This window comes from Fredinandcohnia onubensis (assembly GCF_002734215.1).
GTDB classification, from domain to species: domain Bacteria; phylum Bacillota; class Bacilli; order Bacillales; family Bacillaceae_L; genus Ferdinandcohnia; species Ferdinandcohnia onubensis.
This window is the reverse complement of sequence record NZ_NSEB01000015.1, coordinates 200,156-224,605: the sequence shown is the minus strand read 5'-3', so window position 1 is coordinate 224,605 and position 24,450 is coordinate 200,156. Positions and strand designations below refer to the sequence as shown.

General features: G+C 38.3%; 23 protein-coding genes. 9 read left to right on the top strand and 14 right to left on the bottom strand.

The genetic code is table 11. From position 1 onward, the window contains the following. Positions 1 to 36 precede the first annotated feature (36 nt). The 4 genes from CKK03_RS18920 to CKK03_RS18905 all read right to left on the bottom strand — a co-directional run bounded on the left by CKK03_RS18920 (position 37) and on the right by CKK03_RS18905 (position 4,585). On the bottom strand, positions 37 to 1,179 hold the full coding sequence (locus tag CKK03_RS18920) for a glycosyltransferase family 4 protein (protein ID WP_099364079.1): 1,143 nt from the start codon (positions 1,177 to 1,179) through the stop codon (positions 37 to 39). Beyond that, the gene (locus CKK03_RS18915; protein ID WP_099364078.1) at positions 1,176 to 1,733 is read right to left on the bottom strand and encodes a phosphatase PAP2 family protein; all 558 of its coding nucleotides are present in this window, start codon (positions 1,731 to 1,733) and stop codon (positions 1,176 to 1,178) included. Before CKK03_RS18915 ends, CKK03_RS18920 begins: the two co-directional genes overlap by 4 nt. Positions 1,734 to 1,754: 21 nt before the next feature. Continuing rightward, entirely contained in the window at positions 1,755 to 3,080 is a 1,326-nt protein-coding gene (locus tag CKK03_RS18910) for a UDP-glucose dehydrogenase family protein (RefSeq protein ID WP_099364077.1), read from the bottom strand. A gap of 140 nt (positions 3,081 to 3,220) precedes the next feature. Then, positions 3,221 to 4,585: an MATE family efflux transporter gene (locus CKK03_RS18905; protein ID WP_099364076.1), complete on the bottom strand. Its 1,365-nt coding sequence runs from the start codon at positions 4,583 to 4,585 to the stop codon at positions 3,221 to 3,223. Positions 4,586 to 4,751: 166 nt separating this feature from the next. Between CKK03_RS18905 and CKK03_RS18900 the strand changes: the two genes are divergently transcribed. From CKK03_RS18900 to CKK03_RS23830, 3 genes are all read left to right on the top strand, one after another. Continuing rightward, the gene (locus CKK03_RS18900; protein ID WP_099364075.1) at positions 4,752 to 6,068 is read left to right on the top strand and encodes an alkaline phosphatase family protein; all 1,317 of its coding nucleotides are present in this window, start codon (positions 4,752 to 4,754) and stop codon (positions 6,066 to 6,068) included. Positions 6,069 to 6,201: 133 nt separating this feature from the next. Beyond that, positions 6,202 to 7,455, top strand: a complete 1,254-nt coding sequence (locus tag CKK03_RS18895; RefSeq protein ID WP_099364074.1) for an MFS transporter — start codon at positions 6,202 to 6,204, stop codon at positions 7,453 to 7,455. Positions 7,456 to 7,512: 57 nt separating this feature from the next. Then, on the top strand, positions 7,513 to 7,689 hold the full coding sequence (locus CKK03_RS23830) for an SE1832 family protein (protein ID WP_180271311.1): 177 nt from the start codon (positions 7,513 to 7,515) through the stop codon (positions 7,687 to 7,689). 33 nt (positions 7,690 to 7,722) lie between these two features. Here the strand turns inward: CKK03_RS23830 and CKK03_RS24025 are convergent, their stop codons facing one another. Both CKK03_RS24025 and CKK03_RS18890 read right to left on the bottom strand, forming a co-directional pair. Then, positions 7,723 to 8,157 (bottom strand): peptidase M56, encoded by a 435-nt coding sequence (locus CKK03_RS24025; protein WP_245864202.1) that lies wholly within the window; start codon positions 8,155 to 8,157, stop codon positions 7,723 to 7,725. Then, complete coding sequence (locus CKK03_RS18890; RefSeq protein WP_245864201.1) at positions 8,120 to 9,091, bottom strand: TolB family protein; 972 nt, start codon at positions 9,089 to 9,091, stop codon at positions 8,120 to 8,122. The genes CKK03_RS24025 and CKK03_RS18890 overlap by 38 nt, the downstream gene beginning before the upstream one ends. A gap of 160 nt (positions 9,092 to 9,251) precedes the next feature. On the opposite strand from CKK03_RS18890, the gene CKK03_RS18885 reads away from it, so the two are divergent. Both CKK03_RS18885 and CKK03_RS18880 read left to right on the top strand, forming a co-directional pair. Then, positions 9,252 to 9,617, top strand: coding sequence for a DoxX family protein (locus tag CKK03_RS18885; protein ID WP_099364073.1), 366 nt, complete (start codon positions 9,252 to 9,254; stop codon positions 9,615 to 9,617). Positions 9,618 to 9,823: 206 nt separating this feature from the next. Next, positions 9,824 to 11,317, top strand: a complete 1,494-nt coding sequence (locus CKK03_RS18880; protein ID WP_099364072.1) for a peptide MFS transporter — start codon at positions 9,824 to 9,826, stop codon at positions 11,315 to 11,317. 484 nt (positions 11,318 to 11,801) lie between these two features. Here the strand turns inward: CKK03_RS18880 and CKK03_RS18875 are convergent, their stop codons facing one another. Further along, entirely contained in the window at positions 11,802 to 12,968 is a 1,167-nt protein-coding gene (locus CKK03_RS18875) for a TraB/GumN family protein (protein WP_099364071.1), read from the bottom strand. 172 nt (positions 12,969 to 13,140) lie between these two features. On the opposite strand from CKK03_RS18875, the gene CKK03_RS18870 reads away from it, so the two are divergent. After that, positions 13,141 to 13,971: a DegV family protein gene (locus CKK03_RS18870; RefSeq protein ID WP_099364070.1), complete on the top strand. Its 831-nt coding sequence runs from the start codon at positions 13,141 to 13,143 to the stop codon at positions 13,969 to 13,971. A 45-nt stretch (positions 13,972 to 14,016) separates the two neighbouring features. Here CKK03_RS18870 and CKK03_RS18865 read toward each other — a convergent pair whose 3' ends face one another. Continuing rightward, a complete protein-coding gene (locus CKK03_RS18865) occupies positions 14,017 to 15,507 on the bottom strand; it encodes an alanine/glycine:cation symporter family protein (RefSeq protein ID WP_502306327.1) in 1,491 nt (496 codons plus the stop codon). Between the two features lie 200 nt (positions 15,508 to 15,707). Here CKK03_RS18865 and CKK03_RS18860 point away from each other — a divergent pair, with 200 nt between their 5' ends. Then, entirely contained in the window at positions 15,708 to 16,049 is a 342-nt protein-coding gene (locus CKK03_RS18860; RefSeq protein WP_099364069.1) for a cupin domain-containing protein, read from the top strand. Between the two features lie 36 nt (positions 16,050 to 16,085). Here CKK03_RS18860 and CKK03_RS18855 read toward each other — a convergent pair whose 3' ends face one another. Together CKK03_RS18855 and CKK03_RS18850 are read right to left on the bottom strand one after the other, a co-directional pair. Further along, positions 16,086 to 17,243, bottom strand: a complete 1,158-nt coding sequence (locus tag CKK03_RS18855) for an ABC transporter permease (protein WP_099364068.1) — start codon at positions 17,241 to 17,243, stop codon at positions 16,086 to 16,088. After that, a complete protein-coding gene (locus CKK03_RS18850) occupies positions 17,233 to 17,985 on the bottom strand; it encodes an ABC transporter ATP-binding protein (RefSeq protein WP_099364067.1) in 753 nt (250 codons plus the stop codon). Before CKK03_RS18850 ends, CKK03_RS18855 begins: the two co-directional genes overlap by 11 nt. A 189-nt stretch (positions 17,986 to 18,174) precedes the next feature. Here CKK03_RS18850 and CKK03_RS18845 point away from each other — a divergent pair, with 189 nt between their 5' ends. Together CKK03_RS18845 and CKK03_RS18840 are read left to right on the top strand one after the other, a co-directional pair. Beyond that, the gene (locus CKK03_RS18845) at positions 18,175 to 18,873 is read left to right on the top strand and encodes a LytR/AlgR family response regulator transcription factor (RefSeq protein WP_099364066.1); all 699 of its coding nucleotides are present in this window, start codon (positions 18,175 to 18,177) and stop codon (positions 18,871 to 18,873) included. A gap of 19 nt (positions 18,874 to 18,892) precedes the next feature. Beyond that, positions 18,893 to 19,645 carry a sensor histidine kinase gene (locus CKK03_RS18840; RefSeq protein ID WP_099364115.1) on the top strand — a complete coding sequence of 251 codons (753 nt, stop codon included), beginning with the start codon at positions 18,893 to 18,895 and terminating at the stop codon, positions 19,643 to 19,645. Between the two features lie 39 nt (positions 19,646 to 19,684). Here the strand turns inward: CKK03_RS18840 and CKK03_RS18835 are convergent, their stop codons facing one another. The 4 genes from CKK03_RS18835 to CKK03_RS18820 all read right to left on the bottom strand — a co-directional run bounded on the left by CKK03_RS18835 (position 19,685) and on the right by CKK03_RS18820 (position 24,442). Beyond that, entirely contained in the window at positions 19,685 to 21,187 is a 1,503-nt protein-coding gene (locus CKK03_RS18835; protein ID WP_099364065.1) for a DHA2 family efflux MFS transporter permease subunit, read from the bottom strand. A gap of 122 nt (positions 21,188 to 21,309) precedes the next feature. Next, on the bottom strand, positions 21,310 to 22,239 hold the full coding sequence (gene glsA / locus CKK03_RS18830; RefSeq protein ID WP_099364064.1) for a glutaminase A: 930 nt from the start codon (positions 22,237 to 22,239) through the stop codon (positions 21,310 to 21,312). A 747-nt stretch (positions 22,240 to 22,986) separates the two neighbouring features. After that, on the bottom strand, positions 22,987 to 23,685 hold the full coding sequence (locus CKK03_RS18825; RefSeq protein ID WP_099364063.1) for an ABC transporter ATP-binding protein: 699 nt from the start codon (positions 23,683 to 23,685) through the stop codon (positions 22,987 to 22,989). After that, positions 23,678 to 24,442, bottom strand: coding sequence for an ABC transporter ATP-binding protein (locus tag CKK03_RS18820; protein ID WP_099364062.1), 765 nt, complete (start codon positions 24,440 to 24,442; stop codon positions 23,678 to 23,680). Before CKK03_RS18820 ends, CKK03_RS18825 begins: the two co-directional genes overlap by 8 nt. Positions 24,443 to 24,450: the final 8 nt, after the last annotated feature.

Below are 24,450 nucleotides of genomic sequence, written 5' to 3'. Positions count from 1 at the left end.
GTCCACAAGAAAAGGAAGGGCTCTCCCTTCCTTTTTTTAGGCATACTTCTGTTTGTTTGGTTCTTTTAATACGGTTGAATAGCTATAAAGCAGATTCTTAAAAATCGCATCCCATTTTTGAGATAGTGCATATTTTCTTCCTTCCAAGCCCATTCGATTTCGAACCCCATCATTTTCTAACAGTTGTTGAATGGTATTCATCATTTCAGCTGATTGACCAGGTTCACACAAATAACCTGTAATTCCTTCTTGAACAATATTCCTAACGCCTCCTGCATTCACCCCAACAACTGGTGTACCACTTGCCAGTGCTTCAAGTACGACATTTCCAAAGGTTTCAGAAGAAGACGGGAAGATAAACAAATCCGATGCCGCATACACCTCAGCCAATTCCTCCCCCTTTAAAAAGCCTGTAAAACTCATATTTGATGGTGCTACATCCTCCATTTTTCTGCGCGAAGGTCCATCACCAACAATAACCCATTGGATCTGTTCACTCCACTCTTCCGGTAAAGACTTAGCCATTTCAACTAACAAATCTATATTTTTTTCCGGCGCTAATCGCCCCACATAAGTTAACATAAACTTTTTGGAGACCTGATATCTTTCTCGAACAATGTTCTTATTATAGTAAGGATTGAATAATTCGCAATCAACCCCATGAGTCCATATTTCTATATCTGAAAATCCTTTGTCTTCAAGCTGATTTTTTGTCACAAGTGATGGAACATACAGCTTTTGAAATGGCCGATGAAACCATTTCATATAAGACCATAACGGATTAGATAAAAATTGCAAATCATAATACTGTAGATAATAATCAAAATCTGTATGATAGGAGCCTACAAGCGGAATATTTAACTTCTTTGCATAATAGCTTCCACACCATCCAATATTGAAAGGAGTCGCGACATGTATGATATCGGGTGAAAATCGTTCTAACTCCGCACGAATTTTGTGCATATTTGGAAATGCAAGTCTGCACTCTGGATACAAGAAAAAGGATAAGCTTTTAAATCGGTGGATATGGCTAGATACATATTCCTTTGAGTCAGACATTGGAGCAAATACCTTAACTTCAATTTCTTGTTCATTTAAGTAATCAGTGAACCTTTTTAATGTACGAGCAACACCATTCACCTCTGGATAATAAGTATCTGTAAATATCGCTATTTTCATAAGATCCCCCTTAAGGTAGATTCCATTAATTGATTAACGAAAGAAAAGCTAATAATCCCAGCTGTGGTTCCTAGAATTCCACCGACCATTACGTCAGAAGGATAATGTAACCCTAGGAAGATTCTCGACATCCCAACACAGATTCCGATTGGAAGAAGGATGATTGAAAGGGTTGGCATATATAAAATAAATGGAATAATAACTGAAAAAATGGCCGTTGTATGTCCAGAAGGAAAAGAGTGATCTTTTAATGCTTTTATAGGAAACTTTGATTTTTCCAAGATTAAATAGGGTCTTTTCCTAGGGTACAGTTTCTTAATGGCTTGAACAGGTATATGACTAATGGCAAGGGAAAGTGCACTAGCCATCGCCGTTAACCTTGATTGATTTGTTGTTAAAAAGGCCAATGCAAGACAAGTAACTATTGTAAAAGTAGCACCGCCTAAAAATGTGATTCTAGTAAAGAAAAAATGGAGCAGTTTTTTATCATAATGTTGGTTTACCTTTTGAAAAATTCGGCAATCAGCATTATAGATAGAAAGAAAAAGCTTCATGATTCAAATCTCCCCTTAGTTTTACAGCCTTTTTGTTAAATTATTGACCACTTTGGGTCTGCCAATCGAGACATATAACAGTGGATATTTCTGTACCTCTTCTAGTGAGTAGCAATTTCTTCCGTCGATCACTTTCGGTTCATTCATATATAAGCTGTATAGGTGTAAGGGATATTGTTTAATTTGCTCCCATTCTGTTGCAATGATCGCTAGGTCGGCCCCTTGAATCGCACTTGAAATGTCATCCGTATAATCAATGGCATTTCCAAACACTTCTATCGCATTTTTAATTGCGACAGGATCATATGCCATGACACTAGCGCCATTCATCAGTAATTCTTTAATAATTGTGATTGAAGCCGCTTCTCGAATGTCATCTGTATCTGGTTTGAAAGAAAGACCTAATACGGCAACCCTGCTTCCCTTTACAGATTTCAAAATCTCTTTTGCCTTCACAACAGGAAATGACTTTTGACGGTTGTTAACTCCAATAACGGCTTCAAGTAATTCAAAATGATGTCCCAAACTTCCTGATGTATGCATCAATGCTCTTGTATCTTTTGGAAAACAGGAACCTCCATAGCCAAGCCCCGCTTTTAAGAAATAAGGTCCAATCCGTTGATCCTTCCCGATTCCGTACGTTACATCATCGATATTTGCTCCTACCTTTTCACACATTCTAGCAATCTCATTTATAAAGCTTATTTTTGTTGCAAGAAAGGCATTTGAGGCATATTTAATCATTTCTGCACTGTTTATATCTGTTTTAACGATTGGAATTTTTAAAGGGAGATAGATTCTTTCGAGTACTGTTGCAACCTCATCGTTATCTGCTCCAATTACAATTCGATCTCCATAGAAAAAATCAAAAACTGCGGATCCTTCACGAAGGAATTCTGGATTCGAAACGATCTCCACCTTAAGAGTTGGAAGCTTTTTAGAATCAATGATTCGTTTCATTTTTTCATTTGTTCCCACAGGAACGGTGCTTTTTGTGCATATGATTACATCTTTCTCAACATGAACTGCGATTGTTTCGATAACATCATAGACAAAAGTAAGGTTTGCAGTACCATCTTCATTTTGTGGAGTACCTACTGCGATAAAAATAAGATCAGCCTGGGTGTAGGCGTAGCGTGGATTTGTCGTAAAATACAGCCTCCCTTCTATCAGGTTTTTCTGTAGAAGTGGCTCTAACTCTGGTTCATAGATGGGAGAATACCCTTCTTGCAGCTTTGCTATTTTGTCAACTTGGATATCTATGCAAATGACTTCATGCCCAAGTTCTGCTAAACAAACACTTGTAACTAGCCCCACATACCCTGCACCTGCAATCGTAATCTTCATCTAACCCCTCCATTAGCCTTTTACTTCATCTTATCGAAAAATTGCGATTATTTAATTTAGCCAGAGTTAAGAATTTGTAAAGTTTTGGTATAGAGTGCAGGTATGAAAAAAAGGAAGGGGGAGCCCCCTTCCTTTTAGTTCTAACTAACCATCTTTTCCTCCACAAAGCGAGTACGTTGGATGTGAATGAGTCTAGCTGATAACCCGACACCCGCTGCAAGTAAGCCAAATGTCAAGCCAAGCCAGTAACCGGCAGCTCCTAAATCCGTGAAGTGAGCAAGCCCCCAGCCAGCAGGTAAGCAGACGAGCCAATAGGCTACCAAAGTCATTACGAATGCAATATTAACATCCTTGTATCCCCTTAGCGCAGCCTGCGCTGTTGCTTGAATAGCATCGGATACTTGGAAGAATAAAGCGTAAATTAAGAATTGTGCCGTTAACGTGATGACCGCTGTTTCTGTTGAATAAAGTCCCGCCACTTCAAAGCGGAAGACAATTACAAATAGCCCAGTTATTAGCGCAATGATCATCGAAAGAGCGACCCCTAGCCAACTATAAATTTTCGCATCTTTAAATCGCTTTGCCCCTACCTCAAATCCAACTAGAACGGTTAACGCCATTGAAATGCTCACCGGAATCATATAGAGGAACGAAACAATATTCAGTGCGGATTGATAGGCTGCAACGGTTGTAACTGAAAATTTACTAATTAATATCGTTACAACGGCAAACATACTTGTTTCAAAAAAAGTGGATAACCCCATCGGGATACCAATTTTTAAAATTTCCTTACTTTCTTTAAATGTAAAACCTCTAAGTCCCACAAATACTTTATAGGAAGAAAATGGTTCCTTCGTAATGACGATAAAAGCTGTTATCCCAACAATCACCCAATACGTAATGGAAGTCGCTAAACCAGCTCCCCCACCACCAAGTGCCGGAAAGCCCCAAGCACCAAAGATTAACACATAGTTTAAGAATAGATTAATAGGTACAGATACCAATAAAACAAACATAACGACTCTTGTAATCCCTAATGCATAGATAAATGACCGCAGTACATTAAAGATGAACAAGGGAATGATTCCAAAGCTCAACCCAACTAAGTAGTCATGTGCTGTCTGATGAACACTATCTTGCAAATTCATCATTGATAACAACGGATTTAAAAAGAGAACCCCTGCTAAAATTACCACAAAGCCAATAATGAAGCTTAAATAGATTCCACTTGAAACAACTGTCGATACTTCATTACTTTTCTTTTCACCAAATTTTTGCGCAGCAATAGGTGAGACTGCAAGCAAAATGGCACTTATCCCTGTAAAAATCGGATTCCATATGGATGATCCAATCGCAACCCCGGCCAAATCAGAGGAATTAAATCTACCAGTCATAATTGTATTAAAAAATACCATTGAAAACATACTTAACTGTGTGATTAAAATGGGAATCAACATGATAAAAATCAATTTTATTTTTTCTCGAATGGTGTTTGTTTCGTACATGATTTTTCTCCTTCAACAAAATCGAGCACATAACCATAATTATATTCCATCTCACATTGAAATGAATACTTTTTTACTTTGCCTTTACATTGTTTTCATATTTTAATTGCCAATTTTCTGTTATATTGTAAGTAGATTACAAGACTTTCGTAGGATGGAGGGCCATATGTCAAGACTCACAGATTATTTACTGGTCATCTCATTTGACTGCTTATCATCACTTGATTTTCCAATTATTAAAGAGCTTCCCAATTTTAAGAAACTACTAGAGCACGCATCGTTTTGCAGGAATGTTGAAACCATCTATCCTTCTGTAACCTATCCATGCCATGCAACGATAGTGACTGGGAGATATCCAAAAAATCATGGAATCGTGAATAATACATTTCTTCAGCCCGGTCGCCTATCTCCAGATTGGTATTGGCACAGACAACATGTAAAAGGAACGACCCTTTACGATGAAGCTAAAAAGGCTGGGATGAAGACTGCTGCCCTTTTATGGCCCGTTACTGCAAAGGCAAAAATCGATTACAATATGCCAGAGATTTTTGCAAATCGACCATGGCATAATCAAATCTTTGTTTCTTTATTTAATGGCAGTCCGCTATATCAATTGGACATGAATCGGAAGTTTGGACATCTTCGTAAAGGGCTTAGTCAGCCTGAGCTCGATGATTTCGTACTGGAGTCAACCGTTGAAACCATTAAAACGAGAAAACCTAATCTCATGCTTGTCCATTTTGTCGACTTGGATTCACAACGCCATTATCATGGATTTTCATCTGATGAAGCAATGGCAGCCCTTCGTCGCCATGACGAAAGACTGGGTAGGATCATGAATGCACTAAAAGAAAGTGGAACCTATGAAAAAACTACAATCATTGCATTAGGTGACCATAGTGCATTGGATGAATCCAGGGCGGTTAAGCTGAATGTTTTATTCAGGAAGGCAGGTCTTATTACCGTAAATACGGATGGTAAAGTAATAGATTGGAAGGCATACTGCAAAAGCTGTGATGGCTCTGCATATATTTATCTTAAAGAGAAAAACGATACAAAAACAAAAGAACAGGTTAGAACCCTTTTAACAGAGCTAATTGAACATGCGGACAACGGAATCGAACGAATTCTTTCAAGTAGTGAAGCGAAGGAAAAAGGGGCAGATGACAATGCTGCGTTCATGATCGAAGCACGGCTTGGCTACTATTTCAAGGAGCAGCTAGATGGTGAGTATATCGATGAAATTCAAGCTGAGGATGTACGTGAAAAACGCTATACCTTCGCAAGCCATGGCTACTCACCCGAAAAGGAGAACTACACAACCGTTCTCATCGCCTCCGGAAAAGGAATTCGCCCAAACATTGAAATACCTGCTATGCATCTAGTAGATGAAGGGCCAACATTTGCCAGACTATTAGGCCTAGATTTAGGAAAAACAGACGGTCATGCGATTGAGGAACTACTAGCGGACCATGGGGGTTGACCATGGGTGACCATGGGGACGGTTCTCCTGGTTCCTTAAAATTGTTTAAAGGTGACTTGAGAGACTGACACTTTAAGTGGGGACCACAAGAACCGTCCCTCTGGTTTCACAAAATTAAAAAGGGGGTTATGGGATGAGATCGTTTACGAAAGAGGAATCGAGTTGGATGTATTATGATTGGGCTAATTCAGCTTATTCAATTATTATTACAACGGCTGTTTTTCCGATTTTTTACAAAGCTGCTGCCACAAATGCTGGTGTGAATGCTGCAGATTCGACAGCATATCTTGGCTATACAATCGCCATTTTTACCTTTATCTTAGCGATGATTGGACCCATTTTAGGAACAATCGCAGATTATCAAGGCTACAAAAAGAAATTTTTCACTTTCTTCTTTGCATTAGGCGTTTCGGCAACGGCCTTATTAGCTTTTGTACCAAGTGATAATTGGTTGCTCTTATTAATCGTTTATACGTTTGCTGCATTAGGTTCAACAGGGGCCAATGTTTTCTATGATGCCTTTCTCGTTGACGTCACAACTGAAGATAAAATGGACCGTGTTTCTGCACGTGGATATGGGTTAGGCTATATTGGTAGTACCATTCCGTTTTTACTTGCAATCGCCATTATCCTACTTGCACAAAAAGAAATTTTACCGATTTCAGCAACGGTTGCTAGCAAAATAGCATTTATCATTACAGCCATTTGGTGGGGCCTTTTTTCCATCCCATTATTTAAAAATGTTCATCAACGCTACTATATTGAACGAGAACCTAATCCAATCGCCAGTAGTTTCAAACGACTTGGAACAACCTTTAAGGAAATCAAAAAATACCGAGCTGTGTTTTTGTTCTTAGTTGCTTACTTCTTTTATATCGACGGGGTTGGTACAGTTATTTCCATGTCAACAGCATATGGAACAGACCTAGGAATCAGTGCTACAAATTTATTAATTGTGTTATTTGTGACACAGGTTGTGGCTGCACCATTCGCGGTCCTTTATGGTCGATTGGCACAAAAATTCACAGGTAAAAAGATGTTGTATGTCGGCATTTTCGTTTATATCATTGTCTGTGTGTATGCCTTTTTCTTAAAAACAACTCTTGATTTCTGGATCCTCGCCATGCTTGTTGCCACTTCTCAGGGAGGAATCCAGGCATTAAGCCGTTCTTATTTTGCAAAGCTTGTCCCTAAACAAAAGGCAAATGAGTTTTTTGGATTCTATAATATTTTTGGAAAGTTCGCATCTATTATGGGTCCGTTACTAGTCGGAGTAACCGCTCAAATGACAGGTCATTCCAATATGGGTGTATTCAGCTTAGTTATCCTCTTTATCATTGGTTTTATCGTATTAACACGAGTTCCAGCACCTAGTGAGGTTAAGTAAAGCAAATCCTCATTCTCAATGTTATAATGAAAAAAACATGAGAAATGGGGACAAATAATGGATAAGAAAGAACTTGAATACAAAATTCGGGAACTAAAATTAGACTATGTACGCCTTCAAAATGATTTAGAAAAGTTAGATTCTGTGAATGGCAACATCTCACCACTGGAACGTCAAATCGCAGAAATTGAGGATGAGATTAGCACCCTATCTAGAAAATTGCGCGAATTGTAAAAGGAGTTGCAACCAATTGGTTGCAACTCTCTTTTATATAAACGAAATGGTTCTTGCAATCGAATTCAGATGGGCATCATCCGCCCATAAAATGAAATAATTGTAGGTTGAACCTTCAATTTGAACTGGGGTAGGATATCTGACTATAGCAGCTGCCTGACGGTTCATTTCAGGCGGTTGGTCTGAAGATGGATAGATCAGACAAGCCTCTTGTCCACGAATTCTCGTCTGGAAAATACGAGGTGATGAGCCATATGGCATCAATTTGTGAAAGGCTTCCCCCCTACACACTTCATGAATATCATCCCCACCACCAATTGCTGAAATTTGAAAGAAACCATCCACTCCTTCATATCTCTCCGTATCTACCTGCTGCCAGTGTGATGGATATTGAAACCGAACTCTATACGTTTTATTTGTATATACCCCTTTAGTAGGACGAACATTCCCTGAAGACCAGCTTAGCAATTTGAGGTTCCTTAGTCAGGATGATAGGATTCGGATTTTGTATTGCGATCAACCACATTTCAGTTGCAAATTCTTGTTCTGAGCAACCTGATAAATAGGCAATTGACTGGGAATCTTGAGACCATGTAACAGGTGTTGCAAAGCAAGAAGATGTTGTAAGAATTCGTTCATTGTCACCACGTTTTCCTACTATACGAATTTGATTATAATATCCTGTTCCTTCGCTATAAGCAGTCGCACTAAATGCGATCATCTGAGAGTCCGGGGACCATGTTGGATCATAATTTTTTGCTTGTTCTCCACCTTGAATTTCGTACACCTCACCTGATGTCACATCCACTGTACGGATAAGTGAAATACTAGCTCCTGGTGTTGTATAAAGGACAAATGTTCCGTCAGGTGAAAGGGAAACCTCATTTAATGGCCCTTCTGTATTATTTGTAATTTGTCTCCTCTTAGATCCATTTGTCTCAATACGGAATAATTGCTGATTACCTGAAGAGTCAACTCCTTGAAACAATAGCTCTCGCCCGCTTGGAAACCACTGGGCATCTGAAGCACCAGGTTCTGAAATACTTGTTGCTCGATAAGTCAAAATATCATACATCATAATGTGGTTTCGCGTTGTATAGGCTAGCATCCGATGATTGGGAGCCCAATCAAGTGTAATGTCCTCATTAGGACCGATTTGGTCAATAGCCGCGATTCTGCCAGTTGAAAGATCAATCACATACACAATTCGATTTTTCCCTACAAATGCAATTTTTCGATTATCACCTGACCAAATAGGCTTAGAAAAGGAATCGGCTAATCCGTTTGTAAGCTGCACCCTATTTCCACTTTGAACATGAAAAAGCCATATATCATATTGCCCAACACGACCTGCAGTATATGCAATCATTCCAGTTGGTCGTACTCTGTAATTTACAGACAAAAGACAAACCTCCTACCTATAGATATCTTTTGCCTATTTTATTCATACAGCCTGAATAGGTTCATCTATACTACTTTCGTCTATATATTTATTTACGCACATTCCCTGAGAATAGTTTGTCCTCCCTAGCCATAGAGTTATAGAAAAGGAGGAGAGTAAAATGAATCAAACATTGTCTACTATGAAACTTATACGCTATGTAGTAGCATTTGTATTTATTACATCTGGGACCATGAAGCTTCTTAGCAGTGAACTAAGCTCCGTCTTTCTAAATCTACCATTACCTGCACCCGAACTTATCATGTATGTTGTCGCTATTCTTGAAATCGTTTGTGGGATCCTTCTAGCTATCAATAAGGAAGTTAAAAAAGCAACGATTCCATTACTTATCATAATCCTTGCAGCAATCCTTTTGGTTAAAATTCCCATCCTACATACAGGCTTTCTACAATTTGCCTTTGCTGTAAGACTTGATATTGTGTTGCTGGCATTATTATACATTCTTTATAAATCACACCATAAATAATTGAGAAATTATCCTTGAATGGAAACATTAAACAGATTGCAAACGCAATCTGTTTATTTTTTGAATATAATGACTCCAAAAACCCTGTCAATTAACCTAAGATTTAAAACCTTATAAAGTATTGACGCAACTTAGAATTTTCTTATGTTTGACATAGTGTAACAATTTCAATTATTATACCAATATACTATTTTGGAGGTTATGTTATGTCAGACTATAATAGACAGAAAATTGTGGACAGTGTTCCTCAAAAGGGATTCTTCGGACACCCTAAAGGGCTATTCACTCTTTTCTTCACGGAATTCTGGGAGCGATTCTCATACTATGGTATGAGAGCCATTCTATTATTCTACATGTATTATGAAGTATCTGATGGAGGCCTTGGACTTGATCAACATACAGCTATGGCGATTATGTCTATTTATGGGTCACTTGTTTATATGTCAGGGGTTATCGGTGGATGGTTAGCAGACCGAATCTTTGGTACTTCTAAAGCGGTATTTTATGGTGGTATTCTAATCATGCTAGGTCATATTGCTCTTGCAATTCCTGGTAACATTTCACTATTCTTTGTGTCAATGGTTCTGATTGTCCTTGGTACAGGTTTACTAAAACCTAACGTTTCTAGTGTTGTTGGGGAAATATACAGTGAAAAAGATACACGTCGTGATGCTGGATTTAGTATCTTCTATATGAGTATTAACCTCGGTGGATTCCTTTCTCCACTTATTGTAGGTGAAGTTGGATTAAGGCATAATTTCCATTGGGGCTTCGGAATTGCTGCAATCGGGATGTTCTTCGGATTACTATTCTTTGTTTTCACAAAGAAAAAGAATCTTGGTCTTGCAGGTACAATTGTTCCAAATCCACTTGCAGCAAATGAAAAGAAAAAAGTGTATACACAGATTGCTGTTGGTATAGTTATAGTTGCAATTTTAATTGCTGTTGGAATTCCAGCCGGTTTCCTAACATTTGATTCATTTATCGCACTTATTGGTATTCTTGGTTTCTTAATTCCTACTATTTATTTTGTTACGATGTATCGTAGTTCAAAAACATCAGATGTTGAGCGTTCAAGAGTATTAGCGTATATTCCTTTATTCTTAGCTGCCGTTATGTTCTGGTCTATCCAAGAGCAAGGAGCAACGATTCTTGCCAATTATGCTGATACACGAACACAATTACAATTTGCAGGCTTTAATATTTCTCCAGCCTGGTTCCAATCTTTAAACCCATTATTCATTATTATGTTTGCGCCTGTTTTTGCATGGTTATGGGTTAAGCTTGGAAATCGTCAACCTTCTGTTCCGAAAAAGTTCTCATTAGGTTTGCTTTTTGCTGGTCTTTCTTTCCTTGTGATTCTATTACCAGCATATTTTGGTGGAACAGATTCATTAGTTAATCCACTTTGGTTAGTGCTAAGTTACTTCATTGTTGTTATTGGGGAATTATTAATTTCACCTGTCGGACTTTCCGCTACAACAAAATTAGCTCCTGCAGCTTTTACGGCTCAGATGATGAGTTTATGGATGCTTTCAAACGCCGCTGCACAAGCACTTAACGCACAACTTGTTAAATTCTATACACCTGAAACAGAAATGACTTATTTTGGAGTAATTGGTGGGGCATCAATCGTTTTAGGTATTATCCTATTATTCGTATCACCTAAGATTCAAAAGTTCATGAAGGGTGTTAACTAATAATTAGTTCTTTTTTATAAAAAAAAACGACATATCAAGTAGCGTGAGAGTTAACTCACGCTACTTTTTTATTTAATGAAGATTACTTTATTGAGAGGCTAAGTTCAAGTAGTATAGTACGAATTGGAAATTCTTTTTGGGACTCACTCTCTGCTTTTTCTGGTTTATGCTGTCAGAATCTACCCTGGATTCCGACTCACTTTCTGCTTTTTCTGGTTCATGCTGTCAGAATCTACCTTGGTTTACGACTCACTCTCTATTTTTTCCGCTCGTGCTGTCAGAATCAACCATGGTTTCCGACTCACTCCATGCTTTTTTCCTCTCATGCTGTCAGAATCAACCCTGGATTCCGACTAATACTCTGCTTTTTTCCGCTCGTTCTGTCAGAATCACCTATACTTTTGAACTCGCTTCAGGCCATATTTAATCGATTTATTCGTATACAAAAAAAAGACCTGTTCGCATCTGAACAGGTCTTTTTGTATCATAAGTTTTTTATAAACAATCTCACAACATCTGCACCGCCGATAAATAGGCCGAGAGATGTGCCTAGGTTACACAAAACAATAATTAACAAAATCCGAGTTACTTTGTTATGCCAGAAGCCCTTTACACTATAGACATCTGTTGAAAGTGTTTCAAAGTCTTTTACACTAGGACGGCGTAGAAAAGCTTGGACAAATCCCGCTATCCATCCTGCAGCAATTAGAGGATGCATAACCCCGATTGGTGCTGCAAAAAAGGCGGTCACAATCGTAAGGGGATGTCCTAAAGCAATCGCAGCACCAATAGCTGAAAAAGAGCCTGTCCACAAGACTAAGCTTATGGTTTGCTGCATGCCTGCTTCTGGGTTAGCAATAAAGGTATAGGCAATGATGGCCACGATTAAAATCGGAATCGCCCAACCAATAATTTTTGGCGCCTTTGATTTAGGCGGCAACTGCGTAAGCTTCTTCAAATCATGTTCTCTTTTAATTTCTTCCTTGATACCAGGTACGTGTGCCGCCCCAAGTACGGCTACTACTTTTTCTCCTGGAGCCTGTTTGATCTTCTGTGCCAAATACTGATCACGCTCATCAATGAGTGGCGTTTTTAATTTGGGAAAGCTCGTCGAAAATTCGGTAAGCATTGAATTCAGCATATCCTTGGATTTCATTTTTTCAAGTTCTTCCTCAGTAATCGTTTCGTTGCTGAAAATGCTATAAATAATGGACATTAATAATTTCATTTTTCCTGTAAATCCGACCGCATTCCAAATCCGTGAAAATGTTATTTGAATGTTTCGGTCTGCTAAAACTAATTCGGCCCCTACTTCTTTCGCGGACTCGATTCCCTGCATCATTTCTTGTCCGGCATTGATTCCAAATTGACTAGCCATTCGCTTTTGGAATGAGGAAATCGCTAGGTTCATGAGAAGCAAAGTGGCCTTCTTCTCTTTGATGACCTTAAAGATGTCCGTTTCTTTCCATTTGTTACCTTCCATCATGGATTGATATCTTTGTTCATCAAGTTCAATACAAACCGAATCAGGCTTTTCTGCTTCGATAACTTCCTTAACCTGTTCAGCGCTATGCTTGGAAACGTGAGCTGTTCCGATTAATATGTATTCCTTACCATCTAATTCGATCCTTATAATATTTTCTTCAGACATAATGACCTTCCTTATAAATGCTCAATTTGTGTATATGTTTAATTCTAAACTAGAATGGCATAGATTTAAATTCTTTTATTTCATAAAACGGCTCGAAGTGTTGAAAACGTAGATTTCATTTGGAAATGATATACTTTAAATAAGAGTTAATTAATAATGTGAGGGATTTATAGTGATTAAAATAGTAACAGATAGCTCAGCAGATCTTCCAAATGAGTTGCTAAAAAAATATAATATAACAGCTGTTCCCATGAACGTTTCGATTGAAGGTGTTGATTACAGAGAAGGTGTTGATTTAACACCAAAAGAATTCTTTAATAAAATGTTTGCGACAGCACAACTACCAAAGACTTCTCAGCCATCTCCTGCTATTTTTGCAGAAGCGTATTCCAAGTTCCCAGTTGATTCAGAGATTCTATGTTTGACAATTTCATCCGGATTAAGTGGCACCTATCAATCAGCAACCATAGCAAAGGGCCTTACTGAGAATAAAGTAACTGTCTTTGATACTCTAGCAGGCTCTTTAGGGCATGGCATACAAATTATAAGAGCTGCTGAACTAGCTGAAAATGGACTTTCAATTGAGGAAATCGTCGCAAACCTTACCAAATACCGCGAAAACATGAATATTTTCATTTTGCTTGATACGCTAGAGAATATAGTAAAAGGCGGTCGATTAAGCAAATTTCAAGGCTCTCTTGCCAAGCTCTTAAATATAAAGGTTTTATTACAAAGAGGAGATGGCGGCACCGTAGAAACTCTTGAAAAAATCCGTGGGAAAAAGAAATCCCAAAAAGCATTAATGGAAATAATTAAAGAATCAAAAAAGGACTTCTCTGAAACCATTTTTGGTATCACTCACACAGGTAACATTGAAGAAGCCGAGGCAATAAAAAATGAAATCATTGCCCAGTTTCATCCAAAAGAAGTCATGGTAAATTATATGGGTGCAACAATGGGAACTTACGCGGGTAGGGGTGGCATGATTATTTCGTATTCATAATAAAAAGGGACCTAGCATGAACATGCTTTCGGTCCCTTTCCCCTTTTATCCTGGGAACGACTTATCGTTTTCTGTTAACGAGCCTGAAGGATTATCTTCGTGCTTGTAATCATTCACCCAATAGTCAGCATTCTTAATTCCAAGCTTAACTGGATCAAAGACTGGATCTAGTCCTGCCTTACGTTGCTTCTCGTAGTCCTTCAATGTGACCAATGCAGGTTTTGCTAATATGAGAATGGCAATAACATTCAGCCAAACCATTAAACCTAATCCAACATCACCAAATGCCCAAGCAAGTTTAGCCTCATTCACAGTTCCGTAGGTCATCGATCCTAATAAAACAATTTTTAATATAAACATGGCTACCCTACTATCCCTACCTCTTATTAAATAAGCGATATTTGTTTCTGCCATGTAGTAGTATGCCATAATTGTTGTAAAGGCAAAGAAGAATAAGGCAATCGCTGTAAATCCAGCACCAAACCCTGGTAGTGCAGTTTCAACAGCTGCTTGTGTAAACGCTGGCCCCGCTTCAACCGTTTCTCCTAAGTTATTTACAATGAATGATTTATCTTCCGCCTGAACATTATACATTCCTGTAAATAAAATCATAAATGCTGTCGCTGAACAAACTAATAATGTATCAATGTAGACAGCAGAAGCTTGAACTAAACCTTGTTTAGCCGGATGGGATACTTCCGCAGCTGCTGCTGCGTGTGGCCCTGTACCTTGACCAGCTTCATTTGAGTAAATACCACGTTTTACTCCCCATGCGATTGCCATCCCAATAATCCCGCCAAATGCTTGCTCAGCTCCGAATGCGCTCTTAAAAATTAAAGCAATTACTGCTGGTAACTGACCGATGTTCATAATCATAATAATGATTGCCATAATAATATAACCGATAGCCATAAATGGTACCACATACTGTGCAACGTTTGCTATCCTCTTAATACCACCAAAAATAATGGCACCAATTAACACAACCAAGATAGCTGCAGTTACCCATTTATTAATTCCAAATGCATTGTCCAATCCAGCAGCAATCGAATTCGATTGGATTCCTGGCATTAGAAATGCCATTGCGAGAAGTGCAGCAAGAGCAAATATAATACCATACCATTTCCAACCGATTCCTTTTTCTATGTAATACGCTGGTCCACCACGATATTGACCATCTTGCTTTTCTTTGTAAATCTGTGCTAATGTCGATTCAATGAATGAAGTTGATGCCCCAATAAAGGCAATCGCCCACATCCAGAAAACGGCACCTGGTCCACCAAATGCAATAGCGGTAGCTGTTCCTGCTATGTTACCTGTTCCAACACGACCTGATAGAGAAACAGCCAATGCTTGGAAGGATGAAACCCCCGCATCAGAGCTTTTTCCTTTGAACATAAGGGATGTCATATCTTTGATGTGCCTTACCTGTAAAAAACGAGTTAAAATTGAAAATAAAAGTCCTACACCAAGCATTCCATAAATCATGACCGGGCTCCAAAGGATACCATTCAACCAATCAGTAAAAGCCTGCACTTACATTCCCCCTTTATCGTTTTAGAAAATTCTCTATATTACGAATTATAAATCATGTGTATAGACAACTCAATATTATTGTTGTATAACAGTATAAAAAACGTCCATTTATAGATCATGATATATATCACAGACTGACTTTTATTCCTACATTATAATGGGTATAGATAATCTAGAAAATATAAAAAGGGGCGATTCAATTGAGGAAAGAAATGCTCAATCATTTTATAGAATATAATGAGGAAAGACTAACAAAACGTGTCATCTTTAAAGAAGGTGGTAGTACCGTTTTTATGTTAAATTTCATGCCAAATCAAGCGCTACCTGCTCACAAGCATCCAGGGTCTAATGTATATCTACTCGTTCTTTCAGGTGAAGGTACTTTTACAATTGATGAGCAAGACGTTAAAGTGAAAAAGGACGATGTGATCGTTTGTAATGGAGAAGAAAACTTAAGCTTTGTAAATGATGGTTCAGAAAATGTAAGTTTATATGTCACACTTACAAAAATTCCTGATGAGAGATACGCACAAGATGTGTAAAAAAACTGCCAGCCCTAAAGGGTTGGCAGTTTTTCATTAGTTCATTACCCATTTATCTTTCATAAACAAGATACGGCCAATCACAAAGAAGATAATCATACAAGCGATGTTGCTACCGAAAGCAAGTAGAATATGTTCATAGTCAATGATTCCAAACATCAATTCTTTTAATAAAGTAAATAAATTCATAATTGGCACAGCGAAGTGATAATTCGTAAGTTCATTCACTCCTACCCCTACTATAATCATTGCAGGGAACATGGCAATCATCATTACAGGGCTACTATAGCTACCTGCTTCCTTAATCGTCTTCGCGACTATACTTGTAGTCATGATTAATGATGCGGTGAATGCAGCATAGATAACTGACAGTAAAATTCCGATTCCAATGATTAAATAAGCGTCATCTCCAAATGATACAGCATTTTTGAGATTTTCAGTTAACAAACTAATCTCCAATGCAACTACAGCCAATGTAATAATGCCGATTACCGACCCAATTGTTGCAATCGTTAGCCATTTTGCAAGTAGCAAGGTAGATCGTTTAACAGGTGTCATTAACAGAGCTTCCATCGTTTTCTTTTCTTTTTCACCCGCAAATAAATCGGCTGCAGAAGGACCTGAACCAACTCCGATTGCAATTGATAAGATTAACGGAATTAAAAATGCAAGCATGTCAACATTTGGATCCTCATTTGTCATTTCTTCTTGTTTAATCGTAAAAGGTTGCATGATAGAAGGATCGATTCCGCCTGCCTGAAGGTTCCCGACAACCACTGTTTTCTCAAAAACTGTTAAGGCATTCAAGATAATTGCATTTAATTGAGTAGACTTTTGACTAAATGAATCCCCAACGAGAGTGACCGAAGCTTCCTCCCCATTTTGTGTCGCCTCAACGAAATTTGGAGTTAATTCCAACCCTACTTGTGCATCTCCGTCCTGAATGGATCGCTCGAGGTTAGACGATTCAATGAGCTCAACATTCTCTACTCCTGAAAGTATCCTTTCTGCTTCAATCATGGAAGATTCTTCAACTGCAAGCTGGAAAGTATCACCTTCGCCATCTGAAATCATATTTTCATAGAAAAACGTCATTCCGGACATCATGATAATTGGTAATAAGACAGTGAGTATTAATGTGCGACGATCGCGAAAGCAATCTTTTAATTCTTTCAAATATATTTTACGAAGCATATGTTTCGTTCCCCCTAACAAGTTTACTCATGAAAATATAATTCAAATCCTGGCTTCCTTCTGATTTATAAAGCTCATCTAAATCACCATGATAGACGAGTTCTCCCTTATGCATCATTGCGACTGAATCACAAAGCATGGAAACTTCCTCCATAATATGACTAGAGAATATAATCGTCTTACCATCACGCTTTAACTGGTGAACAAGCTGTCTGAATACATTTGATGACGTAATATCTAATCCGGTCGTTGGCTCATCAAAGAGAATAATCTCTGGATTATGAATGAGTGTTCTCGCAATCGCTACCTTCTGTCTCATACCTTTTGAGAACCCACCGACCTTACGATTCAAGTAATCTCGCATTCCAAACATTCGTGCTAATTCATCTATCCTTACTTTCGTTTCATGTTTGCTTAATCCATATAAAGCTGCAAAAAATTCGAGATTCTCTCGTGCAGTGAGGCGATCATACAATCCTGTTTCGCCACCAAATAATACTCCGATTCTTTTTTTTACTTCTTCTGGATTTTTTTGAGTATCATAGCCTGCCACTTTAACATTTCCATCCGTCGGAGTTAATAAAGTCGCAATGGTTCGTAGAAGAGTTGTTTTTCCCGCACCATTTTCCCCTAACAATCCAACAACTTGCCCTTTTTCAACAGTAAATTCCACATGCTTTAATGCTGTTATAGAAGTCTTTTTATCTTTGAATCTTTTTGTCACTTCATTAATTTCGATCATTTTTTCCACCTCGTCTTGTTCTTATGTCTATATCATAGCCATCCTTTTTGAGAAAATCTCTAGATATGTCGCGAATGTTCCTTTTTTTGTCGCGAAAAGGTCAAATTTTCCTATAAAGGTGTTAAAATAGAAAGATACTATATTTGGAAATTATCATTTAAATGTTGGTAATGTGAGGTAGATTTGAAAATGAAGGTTGGTCTTGTAGATGACCGTTTGATTGATTTGGATAAATTAAAAGCAATTGTAAGTGGCATTCCAGATATTGAGGTTATCTTCTCTACATTATCCGCCGAGGAAGCCTATGAACAAATCAAAAAAGAGGAAATCGATTTGTTGATTGCTGACATTGAGATGCCAAATTTATCAGGCTATGAACTTGCCGATATTATACACACGCATGCACTGAATATTTCAGTGATTTTTGTAACAGGAAATAGTGGCTATGCTGTTCATGCATTTGAACTAAATGTTCATGATTATATAATGAAGCCTTATCCGAAGGAACGTTTAGTTAAATCAATTGAGCGATTACTCGAAAAAACAAAGTCGGCTGAAATTCATGGAAGACTTTATTTAAAACAAAAAAATGAAATCCATATTCTCCAAAAAAAGGATATTATTTTTATTGAACGTTCTGGGCGTTCGACAACCATTTATACAAAATCAGGACCGATAAAAACCTATCAAACTCTGGGTGAGCTAGAGGGAGAATTACGAGAAAGAGACTTCATTCGGTCACACCGGTCGTTTATCATCAATATTCACTATGTAAAAAATTTTTCGCTTTATGCAAAGAACTCCTATATTGTCACTTTCGAAGGCATCGAAGAACAGGCAATGATCACAAAAGAAAAAGTAGACTTTTTACAACAAAATTATTTTTAAGGTGGCGTAATGTTTGATCATGCTTTATTGGGGACTCATCGTGGTATTGGCGATTTTATGCATTTATGCATGTTTATCACGACTTTCAATTTCAAGAAAAATGAATACTTTATTAGAAGAGGCCAAACATTTTGATGAACAACGCGCTCAATTCAATGAAACCTTCCGAGTCGTTCGTAGTGAACGGCATGACTTTTTAAAGCATGTTTCCGCCATTCACTTTATGCTTGAAAATGGAAAAGACAAGGAAGCAAAACATTATTTGGATGAATTGGTTGAGGGCTATAAAGAAACAAATCTTTCAATAAAAGGCGAACGCGGTGTGGTAGCAGGTATTCTCCATCAAATGTATCGCAAAGCAAGAGCACTTGATATTTCAATTGTGTATGATTTTGATTTGCCACTTTCATCCTTACCATTGTCGGACCAGCAAATTGTGACCTTAATTGGAAATCTCTTAACCAATAGTATTGATGCGTGTGAAGAATGGCAAAAAGAGCATAAGTGCCATGCCTTCCTTACCTTGCAATGTTATAAGCGAAGTGGATTGTATATTTTAACATGTAAAAATAGTACTCTTCCAATTCCAGCGTCCATCTTAGATCACTTGTTTGAAACCTTTGGAAAAACGACTAAAGGTGATGGTCACGAAGGACTTGGTACAAAGTTAATTCATGATGTTGTAGATGAAGCAAATGGATTTTTGGACTTTGTATGTAAAGACGAGGAATTCACCGTCAAAATTAAAATACCTGCCATAAAAGGAAAGTAAAAAGGAGAAATCAATCCAATTGGACGATTTCTCCTTTTTTTAATTCTTTGCTAATGAAGGCTGAACACCTTGTTTTGTGTTTTTCTTACCCGTAATATCTTCTTCCTGTTTCGCTCGTTTAATAAAGAACGCGAGAATAAACGCAAGAAGTATTAAGAAGGTTGAAACGAAAAAGGTGAAATTAATTCCGTCAAGCATGGCTTGTAACTGAATTTGTAGAGCTTGTGCCTCTGTAGGCTGCCCTTGAATATTCTTTAGTAAATTTGCTGCAGATGTCTCTTCTCTTAATGACATCAATGTAATTAAAAATCCTGTACCAATGGCGGCTGAAACCTGATTTAATGTATTATTAACAGCTGTACCATGTGGGTATAAATTACGCGGCAACTGATTTAAACCATTTGTTGAAACAGGCATAAAGACCATGGACATACCAAACATTCTCACCGCATGTAAAATCATAAGATACGTATAGGACGTTTCAAAGGTCAGTTGGCTGAAAAGATATGTTGTTACAGTTGTAATGGCCAATCCCAGAGTTGCCAAGATACGTCCACCAAATTTATCAAATAAACGTCCATTGATCGGTGACATAAATGCATTTAATATTGCTCCAGGTAAAAGTAAAAGTCCAGTATTCATAGGCGAAATACCTAATATCGTTTGTAAATAAATTGGTAGCAATAAAAACCCTGAAAACATGGCCATATTAACAACCATCGTAATCCCTGAAGCCAATGCAAACATCGGATAACGATAGACACCAAAATTAAGCATTGGGATATCAAGCTTTGATTGACGAACGATAAACCAAGTTAACGAGATTATTCCTATAATAATGGATCCAAATACAAATGGACTTCCCCACCCCATATTGCCTGCTGAACTAAATCCATATAATAATCCACCAAATCCTATACTTGATAAGACTAAAGAGAAAAAGTCCAGTTTTAGGATTACTTTTTCCTTTTTATCCTTCAGCATGATAAAGCCAAGTATGAACACAATAGCTGCTATTGGTGTGATGAAGTGGAAAAGCATTCTCCAATCATAGTGCTCAATAATCCAACCCGAAAGTGTGGGCCCAATCGCCGGTGCGAACATGAGGATTAAGCCGAAAACCCCCATCGCTGTTCCCCTTTTTTCAACAGGGAAGCTTACCAACATTACATTCATTAGGAGCGGCATCATAATTGCCGAACCTGATGCTTGGATCATCCGACCTGCAAGCAGAACAGAAAATACATGGGCGGTACCCGAAAGTATCGTACCGATTGTAAATAATCCCATTGCAACGATAAATAATCGGCGAACGGTATATTTTTCGATTAAAAAGGCTGTAGTCGGAATTAAGATTCCATTGACTAGCATAAAGCCCGTGGTTAACCACTGTACTGTCGATGGGTCAACCTTTAATTCCGTCATAATAGAAGGTAATGCGACATTTAATAATGTATTATTTAAAAATGAAATAAAGGCACCAACCATCAAGACGGCAAGAATACCGTATTGAGGGCGTACTTGTTTTTCGGAAAAATCCATAAAACTCCCCCCACATTAGACGTTAAGTTCATAATTTTATACCATTGTTTTATTTAGTCATAAGATATATCTTATAACACGCCTTTTTGGATTGCAATGAAAATATCTCAGTTTGGGAACTGTTAGAACATGCTAAGGTTATAGGTTTTAGATAGGAGCTCAAGAAGCCTTATTCCACCTATGCTATTTCCTTTTTCATCTAAGGCCGGACCTAATATTCCAATTCCAAATTTACCTGGAACCGCCCCCATGATTCCACCGGATACACCACTTTTTGCTGGAATCCCGATCTTTATGGCAAATTCACCAGAGGCATTGTACATTCCGCAGGTCACCATGAACGTTTTACAGATACGCGCAACATTTTCCGGCATAATTTGTTTACCTGTTGCCGGATCAACACCATCAAGAGCAAAAACAACCCCTATCCTAGATAAATCAAGGCAATTCATTTCGATCGCACATTGTTTTGTATAAAGATCGATAAGCTCTTCAACATTTTCCTCAATGATGTGATGCTGCTTTAAGAAATAACACAAGGCTCGATTGAGATGTGCCGTGTCATATTCAGATTGGGCAATTTCCTCATTGTAATGGATCGTGTCATTGTTTGCTAATTCACGAATGAATGTGAGTAATCGTTGAAATCTCTCATCTACTGTGTTCCCTTTTATCATATGGGTAACAGCAAGTGCGCCAGCATTAATCATCGGGTTTAGTGGCTTTGATGGAACCATTGTTTCTAGCTTTGCAATCGAGTTAAACGGGTCTCCAGTCGGCTCCATTCCGACACGCTCAAAAACATATTGTTTGCTCCTATCCATCAAAACGAGAGCAAGCGTTACGACTTTGGAGATACTTTGTAACGAGATCTTTTTTTCAATATCCCCTGCGGAAAAACAACGTCCATCCGGAAAGTTGATTGCAATAGACAGGTCATTCGGGTTCGCTTTCCCAAGTGCGGGTATATAATCTGCTACACGCCCATTTTTAGTTATTTTGCGCGCTTCTTTCACTAATTCCTTTAATTCATCATTTGATTTACAAGGCATTTTCATCACCACTAGTAGTCTTTACCAAAGGGGGTTTTACTATTTATAGATAAGGTTAATTTTATGTTCGATAGTTAGTCTATTGACTTGGTTGGATATGCATATGTAATCTTCAGATTTTTAAAGCGCCTTTTAAAATGGGGTGGAGTGATGCGACACCTAGAAACTGGATAGTGGCGACTCTCTAAGCCGGCTGAAGTGTTATCAACCTCCTAGTAACTGGAAAGTGACGACTCTCTAAACGGGCTGGAGTGCCTTCAACCTCCTAGTAACTGGAATGTAGCAACTCTCTAAAATGGCTGGAGTGCCTTCAACCTCCTAGATACTGGAAGGTGGCGGCTCTCTAAACTGGCTGGAGTGCCTTCAACCTCCTAGTAACTGGATAGTGATGACTCTCTAAACTGGCTGGAGTGCTATCAACCTCTAGTAACTGGATAGTGGCGACTCTCTAAACTGGCTGGAGTTCCATTAACCTCCTAGTAACTGGATAGTGGCGACTCTCTAAACTGGCTGGAGTCTCATCAACCTCCTAATAACTGGAAATGACGACTCTCTATACTGGCTGGAGTGCCAGCAATCTCCCAGAAACTGGATAGTGGCGAATCTCTAAGCTGGCTGAAGTGTTATCAACCTCCTAGCAACTGGAAAGTGACGACTCTCTACGCAAGCTGGTGCCTACACGAAATTGTCTACCCCCCTGAAATCCAATAGAAAATAGCCCATTCCCGGGAATGGGAAGGGCTATTGTTAGCTGCTTAACGCGAGATGCTGGTACGCGATATCCATATTGTTTTTTAGTTCTTCCGGATTGTCGTGATAGACTACCTTCCCTTTACTTAAAATATAAACATCATCTGCTATTCGTAAGGCAGTTGAGATATTTTGTTCAACTAGAAGCATCGACATTCCAGATTCTTTTAATTTTAAAAGGACGTCCATCACTTCACTGACCATTAAGGGAGAGAGTCCCTCTGTCGGTTCATCGAGCAATAAGATTTTTGGATTTCTCATCAACGCTCTTCCGATTGATAGCATCGATTGTTCCCCACCACTTAAGGTGCCAGCATGAGATTTTTCACGTTCCTTTAGGCGTGGAAAATAGTGAAAGATCTTCTCTAGATTCCAATCTCCTTTTTTCAGATCAGCGAAAACGGTTAGATTTTCTGTTACGGTCAGGTTCGGAAATATTCTTCTCCCCTGTGGAACGATGCCAATTCCCTTTCTTGCAATTTGGTGACTTTGGAGCGAGGCAATATTTTTACCTTCAAATAGGATTTCACCTTGTACTTTATTAACAAAGCCAATAATTGAATGCATGGTTGTCGTTTTCCCCATACCATTTCTTCCTAACAGGGTCACAACCTGGCCTTCTTTCACTTCAAGGTTCACTCCATGAAGGATGTGACTTGAGCCATAGAAGCTATTAACATCTTTCAACTTAAGCATGTGCAGCCTCCTCCCGCCCTAAGTAAATTTCCTTAACCTCCTCATTTTCGCGAACCGATTCTGGTGTACCATCAGCAATTAGTTTGCCTGTATGTAGGACAATCACTCGGTCCATATTACCGAATAACACATCAATATCATGCTCAATCATACAAATCGTTACTTCTTTTGGCAGCTTATTAATTAGAGCAATAATTTGGTCGGTTTCAACCTGTGACATTCCTGCTGTCGGTTCGTCTAACAGTAGAATCTTTGGCTTTCCAGCAATGGCCATGACAATTTCAATTTGTCTCTGCACACCATAAGATAGCTCTTGTACCTTTTTATCGCTATACTGCTCAAGATTCCATTCCTGTAAAAGGGCATCCGTTTCTTCATGCAACGCTTGATAATTTTTGAGACTTACCTTCTTCCACCATTGCGTATGCTCTTTCCTCATTTTCTGTAAAACCAGGAGAACATTCTCTTTCACTGTTAATCCAAACATTAGATTGTTCTTCTGGAACGTTCGAACAATTCCATTTTCTGTCCTTTTATAGTTTGGTACCTTTGTAATATCTCGATCATAATAAGCAATTGTTCCGCCTGTTGGGTTCAAGTCTCCAGCGATCATATTGAAAAAGGTTGTCTTACCCGCGCCATTTGGACCAATTAATCCGACACGTTCTCCAACTGTCACATCCAACGTAATATCTTCAATTACTTTTAACCCACCAAAATGCTTTGATAGATTTTGAATTGAAAGAATTGTAGTCATCACTTTCC